Raw genomic sequence first — 11,109 nt, 5'->3', positions numbered from 1 at the left:
GCGCTGCGCTTATCAGGCCTGGAGGCTGAATCCTCCGTTTTATGGCGAAAAAGGGGAATCCCGGTTCCCCTTCCTGTCCCCCTTTTCACCCCGTCGCGCTGCTGTTTTTTGAGCGGAATCGCGTTAGCATGGGTCCTGAAAAATCTCATCTGGGGATCTCATGGCTATAAAACTTATTGCAATCGATATGGACGGCACGCTGCTGCTGCCGGATCACACCATCTCTCCCGCCGTTAAAAATGCTATCGCCGCTGCGCGCGAGCGCGGTATTAACGTGGTGCTGACCACGGGCCGACCCTATTCGGGCGTTCACAGCTACATGAAAGAGCTGCATATGGAGCGGGAAGGTGATTATTGCATTACCTACAACGGCGCACTGGTACAGAACGCCATTGACGGCAGCACGGTAGCGCAAACGACGTTGAGCTATGATGATTACCGCTACCTGGAGAAACTCTCCCGCGAAGTTGGTTCTCATTTCCACGCCCTTGATCGCAATACGCTTTACACCGCAAACCGGGACATCAGCCACTACACGGTGCACGAATCTTACGTGGCAACGATTCCGCTGGTGTTCTGCGAGGCAGAAAAGATGGATCCCGCAACGCAGTTCCTCAAAGTGATGATGATTGATGACCCGGTGATCCTCGATCAGGCTATTGCCCGCATCCCGCAGGAAGTGAAAGAGAAGTATACCGTGCTGAAAAGTGCGCCGTACTACCTCGAAATACTGGATAAACGCGTCAATAAAGGCACCGGTGTGAAATCCCTTGCCGAGGCGCTGAATATCAAGCAGGACGAGATCATGGCGATTGGCGATCAGGAAAACGACATCGCAATGATCGAATATGCTGGCGTGGGTGTGGCGATGGATAACGCCATTCCATCGGTGAAAGAAATCGCGAACTTTGTCACCAAATCCAACCTTGAAGACGGCGTTGCTTACGCCATCGAGAAATTTGCCCTGAACTAAGCGATTCTCGCAGGCAGGAGCGCATTGCTCTTGCTTGTGGCTTTCCGAATCGTAGTCATTTCCCCTCGGATCCATTACTCTGAAGCGCTTACTCCGCTTCCGGGTTTATCCGCTAATGAAACAACTCACCTTCGCTGCGCGTCACCATCAACTGACCAATATTCATAGCTGGACACCAGACAGCCAGTGGCTGGTTTTCGATGTTCGCCCTTCCGGCGCATCGTTTACCGGGAAAACCATTGAGCGTGTCAATGTGCACAGTGGTGAGGTTGAAGTGCTGTATACGGCAACGGACGGCGCGCATGTTGGTGTGGTGACGGTCAGTCCACAGGCGGAAAAATATGTTTTTATCCATGGCCCGGAAAACCCTGACGACAACTGGCAGTATGATTTTCACCATCGCCGGGGCGTTATTACGGAAAAGGGCGTAACGCGGAATCTGGATGCGCTGGATATCACCGCGCCTTACACGCCGGGCGCGCTGCGCGGCGGCACGCACGTGCATGTGTTCAGCCCGAATGGTGAAAACGTCAGCTTTACCTATAACGACCACGTTATGCATGCGCTTTCTCCGGCAAAAGATCTGCGTAATGTCGGCGTTGCGGTGCCGTTTGGCCCGGTAACGCCGCCCTGCACACATCCGCGTGAATATGGCGGCAGCCACTGGTGCGTACTGATCAGCCGCACAACATCCACGCCCGTGCCGGGCAGCGACGATATCAATCGTGCTTACGAAGAGGGATGGGTTGGCAACGACAGGCTGGCGTTCATCGGCGATACGCTTTCGACAGGCGGTGAAAAAGTGCCGGAGTTGTTTATTGTCGCGCTGCCTGGCGATGAACAAGGCTGGAAAACCGCAGGTGATGCGCCGCTGGCGGGCAGCGAACAAACTCTGCCCGCGCCGCCAAAAGGCGTGGTGCAAAAGCGTCTGACATTCACTCACCAACGCCGTTATCCTGGCTTAGTAAATGTGCCGCGCCACTGGGTGCGCAGCAATCCGCAGGCCACGCAGATTGCGTTTTTGATGCGTGATGAGCGCGGTATTGTGCAGTTGTGGTTGATAAGCCCGGACGGCGGTGAACCGCGCCAGTTAACTTTTACTGCCGGTGGTATCCAGTCGGCCTTTAACTGGCATCCCTCCGGCGAGGCGCTGGGATTTGTACTGGAAAACCGCATTGCGCTATGCGATGCCGGGCGCGGTGACATCACCTTTTTGACATCCGATCACGTAAATCCACCGTCTGCCGATGCCGTGGTGTTTTCACCAGACGGGAAGCTGATCGCCTGGATGGAAGAGGTGGAAGGCTTCCGCCAGCTGTGGATGACGGAAACCCGACTGTAAATCAGGGAGCAGGCATGGGCGCTGGCGGGATCACCGAGTTGGTCGCCAGGTTTGCCTGTTCGCTCTTTTCAACCCGTGATTTGATGGAATCATCCTTGCGGAAGAGATCCCACGGCAGCAGTAAGGTGTCCATGACAGCGGTAAAAGGCATATCCAGTACCACCAGCGACTTGGTGCCAATGCCAGTTTCATCATCGGAAAGCATGGCCGAACTGGCGCGCGTTCCAGGATAAACCCCTTCTTTGCCGCCCGTATGCGACATGACGCTTGAGCAACCTGACAACATCATTCCGTAGAGCAAAACAGAAACTATAAGCGTTGTTTTCATCATCGATTAATCATCGTTGTTTGTAGTTTGAATGCTACTCAGGCGGTTATAGCCTCCCTTTTGGGAAAGGGATAGCATTCGGGTTCCGCTCTGTGGCGGTACTCGCACTTTGTCCTTTTGTGCTGTGATCCCAGTCTATGCATTGCGCCAGAAAGTGCAAAAAAAAGTCGGTATTCCACCCTTGAAATCAGACCCGTCAGCCATATTTTAGGAATGTAACCAAGAAACACGCCGGAAGGGTGTTGGGTTACGGTAATGGCCTGTTCCTTGTGGAAGGCATGGAAAAATCTCGCTGATTTCAGGAGCTTTTAAGTATGCGTAATTTCGATCTCTCCCCGCTTTATCGTTCGGCTATTGGTTTTGACCGTCTGTTTAATCTGCTGGAAAACAACCAGAACCAGAGCAATGGCGGTTACCCTCCGTACAACGTTGAATTAGTGGATGAAAACCACTACCGCATCGCCATTGCTGTGGCCGGTTTCGCTGAGAGCGAACTGGAAATCACCGCGCAGGACAACCTGCTGGTGGTGAAAGGCTCCCACAGTGACGAGCAAAAAGAGCGTACTTACCTCTATCAGGGCATTGCCGAGCGCAACTTCGAACGCAAATTCCAGCTGGCGGAAAATATTCATGTCAATGGTGCCAACCTGGTGAACGGCCTGCTCTACATCGATCTGGAACGCGTGATCCCGGAAGAGAAAAAACCGCGTCGCATCGAAATTAACTAATTGTTCCGGGTTGCCACTGGCGGCCCGGTCCCGACATGCTCGCCGACAGGGGGCATATGTGAGCCATTGCGCTCGCAGGTATTCACTCGCTTCTTAGAAGGAGAAACACTCATGCGTAACTATGATTTATCCCCGATTTTTCGTCAGTGGATTGGCTTCGACAAACTGGCTAACGCCCTGCAAAGCACCACTGAACAGCAGTCTTTCCCTCCTTACAACATTGAGAAAGGCGACGATAACCACTACCGCATCACCCTTGCGCTGGCCGGTTTCCGCCAGGAAGAGCTGGATATTCAGCTGGAAAATAACCGCCTGACCATTAAAGGCACGCCGGAAAAACCGGCCAACGAGCCGAAATGGTTGCATCAGGGGTTGGTGATACAGCCGTTCAGCCTGAGCTTTACGCTGGCCGACTTTATGGAAGTCTCCGGCGCGACCTTTGCCAACGGTTTGCTGCATATCGATCTACTGCGTAACGTGCCGGAAAGCGCGGCGCCGCAACGGATTGCCATCAGCAATCGACCGGCGTTAAATAGCTAACGGCTGCAGAACAAAAGGCTCCGCATACGGAGCCTTTATTGTTTATGCGTGAACGCGCTGCAAAAAACGCTGCCGCCAGGGTTTGAGCACGAAAAAGGCCAGCAGCGCGCAGAGAATATCAAGCGTGATGGCGCAGCCAAACACCAGATTCCAGCTTCCCGTTTGCTGATACATCAGCGCCGCCAGCGGCCCGCCAAAGATGGAACCAATCCCCTGCGAAATATAGAGCCAGCCGTAGTTCGCTGTCGCATGCTGCGTGCCGAAGGTATCGGTTAGCGTGGCGGGGAAAAGTGAAAAAATCTCGCCCCAGCCGAAAAAAACCACCCCGGAGAGCAAAACAAACAGCAGCGGATCGTCTTTGCACAACAACCACAACGCCATCGCACAGCCTTCCAGGCCAAAAGCGATAAACATCATATTTTCGCGACCGATGCGGTCAGAAATATAGCCGCACACCGGGCGCGTCAGCCCGTTCATAAAGCGGTCGATGGTCATCGCCAGCGGCAGCGCCGCCACGCCCATTACGGTCACTGCGGTAATACCGAAATCTTCGGCGAAAATCGCCATCTGTGAAGTGACCATCAGCCCGGAGGTGGACATCATGGTCATCATCACAAACATCAGCCAGAACAACGGCTTGCGTAGCATCTCTCCTGGAGAAAAACTTTTAGCACTCATCGCCAGGCTACTGTTGCTCTCCTGCGTGTTGAGTGTTTGCGGCGCGCGTAGCCCCTGGCTGGCAATAAAACCAATGACCGCCATGACCAGCCCGAACTGCCAGAGCGTGTTTTCCAGCCCCTTCGCGGCCAGCGATTGTGTGACCGGAAAGGTGGTCAGAATCGCGCCCATGCCATAGCCCGCCGCCACCATCCCTGTGGCAAATCCGCGTTTTTCCGGGAACCAGCGCACCATCAGACCCACCACGCCGATGTAAACAATCCCGGTGCCAAGGCCGCCCAGCACGCCGTAATAGAGATAAAGTTCGCTCAGGCTACTGATGGTTGAGGTCAGCATCCAGCTTACGCCGCTCAGCACAGTACCAATGGCAATTAACCTGCGCGGGCCGAACTTATCGATCAATCGCCCCTGAAAAGGTGAGAAGAAGGTTTGCAAAATGATCAACAGGGAAAAGGTGAGCTGAATTTCCGCCAGCGGAACGTTCAGCTTTGCCATAAAAGGGCGCGTAAACAGCGCCCAGACATATTGCGGGCTGGAGATGGAGATCATACACAGCAAGCCCAGCGCTAACTGGGTCCACTTTTTCTGGCTGGTAACCACTACGTGAGTCAGTGTTGTATTTGTCATGCCGCCCCCTGTTTTTAACAAAAGTGGGCTTTTGCATTAACCATGCCATAACCTATTGTTGTGTCTGACATTCCCGGAATGCTTAGCAGGCGCACGGTTTTTTCCGCCCGTGTCGGTAAAAGGGTGTGCTTTTGTTCAGGGCAACGGTTTTCTGCTGGTGCAATCTTCGCCACATTCTGAGGCAAATAAATTCCATACACTGTGTAAGGGGTAACCTATACAGCTATTACGGGTTCTGCCAAACTCCTTGCAGTCATCATGTACAGGGAAAAGATCATGAGTGATATTGCCTTAACGGTAAGCGTACTGGCGCTGGTGGCCGTTGTCGGATTGTGGATCGGCAATGTGAAGATCCGCGGTGTGGGTTTCGGTATTGGCGGTGTGCTGTTTGGCGGGATAATTGTCGGCCACCTTTTAGATAAACTGGGTATCACTATAAGCGGTCAGATACTGCTTTTTGTGCAGGAATTTGGCCTGATCCTGTTTGTTTATACCATCGGCATCCAGGTGGGCCCGGGGTTCTTCGCTTCTTTACGCGTTTCTGGCCTGCGCCTGAATCTGTTCGCTGTTTTAATCGTTGTTCTCGGCGGTCTTGTCACCACCATTCTGTATAAACTTTTTGCCATTCCGCTGCCGGTGGTGCTGGGGATTTTTTCCGGTGCGGTCACCAATACGCCAGCGCTTGGCGCAGGGCAGCAGATCCTGCGTGATTTAGGCATTCCTGGCCCGCAGCTCGACCAGATGGGGATGAGCTACGCCATGGCGTATCCGTTTGGTATTTGCGGTATTTTGCTCAGTATGTGGCTGCTACGCGTGTTGTTTCGCGTTAATGTCGATGAAGAGGCGCGACAGCACGACGCAACGCTAAGCAATGGCACTTCACTGATCCGCACCATCAATATCCGCGTGGAAAACCCGAATCTCAACAATATGGCGATTCAGGACGTTCCCATTCTTAACAGCGATAAAATCATCTGCTCGCGTCTCAAACGGAATGATTTACTGATGGTGCCCTCGCCGGGCACGCTGATTCAGTCCGGAGATTTGTTGCATCTGGTGGGGCTTCCGAAGGATCTGCATAACGCGCAGTTGGTGATAGGCAAAGAAGTTGATACCTCTTTGTCGACGCGCGGTACGGATTTGCGTGTCGAACGCGTGGTGGTAACCAACGAAAAAGTGCTGGGGAAAAAAATCCGCGATCTGCACTTCAAGGAGCGCTACGACGTCGTGATTTCCCGCCTGAACCGCGCCGGTGTGGAGCTGGTAGCCAGCAGCGATGCCAGCCTGCAATTCGGCGATATCCTTAATCTTGTCGGGCGTCCGGCGGCAATCGAAGCGGTGACTAACGAAGTCGGCAATGCCCAGCACAAGTTGCAGCAGGTACAAATGCTGCCGGTGTTTATTGGTATTGGGCTTGGCGTTCTGCTGGGATCGTTGCCGTTGTATATACCAGGGTTTCCGGCAGCGCTGAAGCTGGGTCTCGCGGGCGGGCCGCTGATTATGGCGTTGATTCTTGGGCGAATTGGTACGATCGGCAAGTTGTACTGGTTTATGCCGCCCAGTGCGAACCTGGCGCTGCGCGAACTGGGCATTGTGCTGTTCTTGTCGGTGGTGGGGCTGAAATCGGGCGGTGATTTTATTGCCACGCTGACCCAGGGCGATGGGTTGAAATGGATGTGTTATGGCATTCTTATCACCGCCATTCCGCTGATCACCGTCGGTTTACTGGCGCGAATGCTGGCGAAGATGAACTATCTGACCCTCTGCGGCATGCTGGCCGGGTCGATGACCGATCCGCCGGCGCTGGCGTTTGCCAACGGCCTGCATGCCACCAGTGGCGCGGCGGCACTCTCGTATGCGACGGTTTATCCGCTGGTGATGTTTTTACGTATTATCACCCCACAGCTTCTGGCGGTACTGTTCTGGGGGATGGGTTAATGGCGTTCCGGCATGAACACGGCGCAGGTGGTAATCCACCTGATACTCGCTGGTGTTGCGGAACATCACTGAGTAGTTAAGAAATTCGCCGCTGTCGCTGTAGGAGAGTGAAGTAATACGCAGCAGCGGCGTTTGTTCCGCCACGTTCAGCAAGCTGGCCACCTGTTTATCGGCCAGCACCGGCGTCAGGCTCTCGTAGTTACCGCTGATGGTGATTCCGCACTCCTTCTCGATATAATCGAATTTCGACCCCTCCAGATGCCCCAGTGACAGCGAACGGAATAGTTTCACCGGCATATAGCTGTCTTCCAGCATCAGCGGCTTTCCCTCTACGTAGCGAACCCTCCGTGAGAAGTAGATCCGTTCGTTAATTTGTATGCGCAACTGGCTGGCAATGGCTGGCGGGGCCGGCATCACTTCGAACTGCAAAACCTGGCTCTGCACCTCTTTGCCCTGTCGGCGCAGCACTTCTACCAGCCCAGTCAGATTGGTGGTTTCATGATGAACGTCTTTGCGTGCGACAAATGTCCCGCTGCCGTGACGGCGTACCACTAATCCCCAGCCCACCAGCAGATCAACCGCCTTGCGAATCGTCATTCGCGCCACGCCAAACTCCAGCGCCAGCGCCTTTTCGCCCGGTAACGGGCTGCCGATATTGTAATCCGATGAATTGAGCCGCAGGCGTAATCGCTCAGCAATAGATTTGTAGATCACCTGTAGACCTCTCTGCCCCCGTCAGCGGGAACATTGCCTCTGAATATGTCCATTTTTTGCCTGAAAAGTAGACCTGAGCGCGTGAAATAAAACCATGAAAGCGATCACGAATCACAGCGGCGCGCCATGTTGGCGCGGCGGCGACTTCTTATGCTGCTCACAGGTCCACAAAAAACCAACAAGGCCTCTACCCCCTACAAGTTGTTACATGAGGATTCTATGATGCTCAGTCAAATACAACGCTTCGGCGGCGCTATGTTCACACCGGTGCTGCTCTTCCCGTTCGCCGGTATGGTGGTGGGTATTGGCATCATGCTGAGTAATCCCCTGTTTGTCGGTGCGACATTAACCGCACCCGACAATCTGTTTGCGCAATGTGTCCATATCATCGAAGAGGGCGGCTGGGCGGTGTTTCGCAATATGCCGCTGATTTTCGCCGTCGGTTTACCGATTGGGCTGGCGAAACAGGCGCAAGGGCGAGCCTGCCTGGCGGTGCTGATCAGTTTTCTGACCTGGAATTACTTCATTAACGCCATGGGAATGACCTGGGGTCACTTTTTTGGCGTCGATTTCAGCATTGAACCCACGGCGGGCAGCGGTTTAACGCTGATTGCCGGGATCAAAACTCTCGACACCAGCATTATCGGGGCGATTGCGATTTCCGGCATTGTCACCGCCATCCATAACCGCTTTTTCGACAAACCGCTGCCCGTGTTTCTCGGCATCTTCCAGGGCACCTCATTTGTGGTGATTATCGCCTTCCTGGTGATGATCCCCTGCGCCTGGCTGACGCTGTTGGGCTGGCCGAAAGTGCAGCTTGGCATTGAATCGTTGCAGACTTTTCTGCGCTCTGCCGGGGCGCTGGGCGTGTGGATTTACACTTTCCTGGAACGCATTCTGATCCCGACCGGGCTGCACCACTTTGTCTACGGCCCCTTTATCTTCGGCCCGGCGGCGGTGGAAGGCGGTATTCAGATGTACTGGGCGCAACATCTACAGGCATTCAGCCAGAGTACCGAACCACTAAAAGTTCTGTTCCCGGAAGGCGGCTTTGCCCTGCATGGTAACTCGAAAGTGTTTGGCTCCATCGGCATCGCGCTGGCGATTTGGTATACCGCCGCGCCGGAAAACCGCGTCAAAGTCGCGGGACTGCTGATCCCCGCAACGCTGACGGCTGTGCTGGTGGGCATTACTGAACCGCTGGAATTCACCTTCCTGTTTATCTCCCCACTGCTGTTTGCCGTTCACGCTGTACTGGCAGCGACGATGGCGACGGTAATGTATAGCTTTGGTGTGGTGGGCAATATGGGCGGTGGGCTGCTCGACCAGTTTCTGCCGCAAAACTGGATCCCGATGTTCCATAACCATGCTGCGACGGTTTTCACCCAGATTGCCATCGGCCTCTGTTTTACCGCGCTCTATTTCGTCGTTTTCCGCACGTTGATCGCCGTCTTAAACCTGAAAACGCCCGGCCGGGAAGAGAGTGAAATCAAACTCTACAGCAAGGCCGATTACAAAGCAGCGCGCGGACAAACCACGGCGGCAGCGAAAGACTCGCTGGGCCAGGCTGCGGGATTTTTGCAGGCGCTGGGCGGTGCGGCAAACATCGAAAGCGTCAATAACTGCGCGACGCGGCTGCGCATCACGCTGGTCGATACGGCGAAAACCCAAAGCGACGACGTCTTTAAAGCGCTGGGTGCGCACGGTGTTGTGCGACGCGGCAACGCCATCCAGGTGATTGTCGGCCTGCATGTTCCCCTGCTGCGCGACCAGCTTGAATCCCTGATGAAAACCCCTTTGACCAATGAACCATCCACCATGACGGAGGCAGTATCATGAAACAGTTTTCAGTGGTTATCGCCGGCGGCGGCAGCACGTTTACCCCCGGTATCGTTTTGATGTTGCTGGCAAACCGCGAACGCTTCCCGCTGCGGGCGCTGAAATTTTATGACAACGATGGCGCGCGCCAGGAAACCATCGCCGAAGCCTGCAAAATTATCCTGCAGGAGCAGGCGCCGGAGATTGAATTCAGCTACACCACCGACCCGCAAAAGGCCTTTACCGATGTCGATTTTGTGATGGCGCATATCCGCGTCGGCAAATACCCGATGCGTGAAAAAGATGAAAAAATCCCGCTGCGCCACGGTGTATTAGGCCAGGAAACCTGCGGGCCTGGCGGTATCGCCTACGGTATGCGTTCTATCGGCGGCGTTCTGGAGCTGGTTGATTATATGGAAAAATATTCACCCAATGCGTGGATGCTTAACTACTCCAACCCGGCAGCAATTGTCGCAGAAGCCACGCGTCGCCTGCGCCCGCAGGCCAAAATTCTTAACATCTGCGATATGCCTATCGGCATTGAAGGACGGATGGCGCAAATTGTCGGTCTGAAAGACCGCAAAGAGATGCGGGTACGCTACTACGGGCTTAACCACTTCGGCTGGTGGACATCAATTGAAGATCTGAACGGTAACGATTTGATGCCGAAATTGCGCGAATATGTGGCGAAACACGGTTATGTTCCGCCAGCGGATAACGCACATACCGAAGCAAGCTGGAACGATACGTTCGCCAAAGCGAAAGATGTGCAGGCGCTCGACCCGGATACCATGCCAAACACTTATCTGAAGTATTACTTCTTCCCGGATTACGTGGTTGCTCACAGTAACCCGGAACGTACGCGTGCCAATGAGGTGATGGATCATCGTGAGAAGCAGGTGTTTGGCGCTTGCCGGGCGATTATTGCTGCCGGGAAGTCTTCCGCCGGTGAGCTGGAGATTGACGAACATGCCTCTTACATTGTCGATCTGGCTACCGCCATTGCCTTTAACACCCAGGAGCGCATGTTGCTGATCGTGACGAACAATGGTGCCATTCATAATTTTGATGCCGATGCGATGGTAGAAATTCCTTGTCTGGTGGGGAAAAACGGCCCGGAACCGCTGACGGTCGGTGATATTCCGCACTTCCAGAAAGGGTTGATGAGCCAGCAGGTGGCGGTGGAAAAACTGGTGGTTGATGCCTGGGAACAGCGCTCCTACCAGAAGTTGTGGCAGGCGATCACACTGTCGAAAACTGTGCCCAGTGCGACGGTGGCGAAAGCGATTCTCGACGATCTGCTGGAAGCGAACAAAGCGTACTGGCCGCCGCTGCATTAATTCTCCTGTCCGGCACCGTCAGGGTGCCGGCTTTCCATTGCGCGAAAGAGTCGAAAAGCGTCAGTTTATCCGCTACTTTGAAG

At 54.3% G+C, this 11,109-nt stretch carries 10 protein-coding genes; 7 read left to right on the top strand and 3 right to left on the bottom strand.

Translation table 11 applies throughout. From position 1 onward, the window contains the following. The first annotated feature begins 160 nt into the window (after window positions 1-160). The gene (gene yidA / locus DK872_RS14255; protein WP_144134632.1) at window positions 161-973 is read left to right on the top strand and encodes a sugar-phosphatase; all 813 of its coding nucleotides are present in this window, start codon (window positions 161-163) and stop codon (window positions 971-973) included. A 115-nt stretch (window positions 974-1,088) separates the two neighbouring features. Further along, complete coding sequence (locus tag DK872_RS14250; RefSeq protein WP_007369402.1) at window positions 1,089-2,315, top strand: DUF3748 domain-containing protein; 1,227 nt, start codon at window positions 1,089-1,091, stop codon at window positions 2,313-2,315. Between the two features lies 1 nt (window position 2,316). Here the strand turns inward: DK872_RS14250 and DK872_RS14245 are convergent, their stop codons facing one another. Continuing rightward, on the bottom strand, window positions 2,317-2,646 hold the full coding sequence (locus DK872_RS14245) for a YceK/YidQ family lipoprotein (RefSeq protein ID WP_007369403.1): 330 nt from the start codon (window positions 2,644-2,646) through the stop codon (window positions 2,317-2,319). A 311-nt stretch (window positions 2,647-2,957) separates the two neighbouring features. On the opposite strand from DK872_RS14245, the gene ibpA reads away from it, so the two are divergent. Then, entirely contained in the window at window positions 2,958-3,371 is a 414-nt protein-coding gene (gene ibpA, locus DK872_RS14240) for a small heat shock chaperone IbpA (RefSeq protein WP_007369404.1), read from the top strand. Between the two features lie 111 nt (window positions 3,372-3,482). Continuing rightward, the gene (gene ibpB, locus DK872_RS14235; RefSeq protein WP_071921730.1) at window positions 3,483-3,911 is read left to right on the top strand and encodes a small heat shock chaperone IbpB; all 429 of its coding nucleotides are present in this window, start codon (window positions 3,483-3,485) and stop codon (window positions 3,909-3,911) included. Window positions 3,912-3,953: 42 nt separating this feature from the next. Here ibpB and oxlT read toward each other — a convergent pair whose 3' ends face one another. Beyond that, on the bottom strand, window positions 3,954-5,216 hold the full coding sequence (gene oxlT / locus DK872_RS14230) for an oxalate/formate MFS antiporter (protein WP_071921729.1): 1,263 nt from the start codon (window positions 5,214-5,216) through the stop codon (window positions 3,954-3,956). A 276-nt stretch (window positions 5,217-5,492) separates the two neighbouring features. Here oxlT and DK872_RS14225 point away from each other — a divergent pair, with 276 nt between their 5' ends. Continuing rightward, a complete protein-coding gene (locus DK872_RS14225; protein WP_007369408.1) occupies window positions 5,493-7,154 on the top strand; it encodes a putative transporter in 1,662 nt (553 codons plus the stop codon). Here DK872_RS14225 and DK872_RS14220 read toward each other — a convergent pair. Continuing rightward, on the bottom strand, window positions 7,101-7,868 hold the full coding sequence (locus DK872_RS14220; protein ID WP_072440492.1) for a GntR family transcriptional regulator: 768 nt from the start codon (window positions 7,866-7,868) through the stop codon (window positions 7,101-7,103). The genes DK872_RS14225 and DK872_RS14220 overlap by 54 nt on opposite strands. Window positions 7,869-8,090: 222 nt before the next feature. Here DK872_RS14220 and DK872_RS14215 point away from each other — a divergent pair, with 222 nt between their 5' ends. Next, window positions 8,091-9,707, top strand: a complete 1,617-nt coding sequence (locus DK872_RS14215) for an alpha-glucoside-specific PTS transporter subunit IIBC (protein WP_161518474.1) — start codon at window positions 8,091-8,093, stop codon at window positions 9,705-9,707. Next, window positions 9,704-11,026: a 6-phospho-alpha-glucosidase gene (locus tag DK872_RS14210; RefSeq protein WP_161518469.1), complete on the top strand. Its 1,323-nt coding sequence runs from the start codon at window positions 9,704-9,706 to the stop codon at window positions 11,024-11,026. Before DK872_RS14215 ends, DK872_RS14210 begins: the two co-directional genes overlap by 4 nt. The last annotated feature ends 83 nt before the right edge of the window (window positions 11,027-11,109 follow it).

It is taken from the genome of Kosakonia sp. MH5 (assembly GCF_009935945.1).
GTDB lineage: Bacteria > Pseudomonadota > Gammaproteobacteria > Enterobacterales > Enterobacteriaceae > Kosakonia > Kosakonia radicincitans.
This window is presented reverse-complemented; position numbering and strand designations above follow the sequence as displayed.

Coding starts and splice junctions, on each gene's coding strand:
- DK872_RS14245 (WP_007369403.1), bottom strand. CDS start 2,646: ATGATGAAAACAACGCTTATAGTTTCTGTTTTGCTCTACGGAATGATG.
- DK872_RS14215 (WP_161518474.1), top strand. CDS start 8,091: ATGCTCAGTCAAATACAACGCTTCGGCGGCGCTATGTTCACACCGGTG.
- ibpA (WP_007369404.1), top strand. CDS start 2,958: ATGCGTAATTTCGATCTCTCCCCGCTTTATCGTTCGGCTATTGGTTTT.
- ibpB (WP_071921730.1), top strand. CDS start 3,483: ATGCGTAACTATGATTTATCCCCGATTTTTCGTCAGTGGATTGGCTTC.
- yidA (WP_144134632.1), top strand. CDS start 161: ATGGCTATAAAACTTATTGCAATCGATATGGACGGCACGCTGCTGCTG.
- DK872_RS14210 (WP_161518469.1), top strand. CDS start 9,704: ATGAAACAGTTTTCAGTGGTTATCGCCGGCGGCGGCAGCACGTTTACC.
- DK872_RS14250 (WP_007369402.1), top strand. CDS start 1,089: ATGAAACAACTCACCTTCGCTGCGCGTCACCATCAACTGACCAATATT.
- oxlT (WP_071921729.1), bottom strand. CDS start 5,216: ATGACAAATACAACACTGACTCACGTAGTGGTTACCAGCCAGAAAAAG.
- DK872_RS14225 (WP_007369408.1), top strand. CDS start 5,493: ATGAGTGATATTGCCTTAACGGTAAGCGTACTGGCGCTGGTGGCCGTT.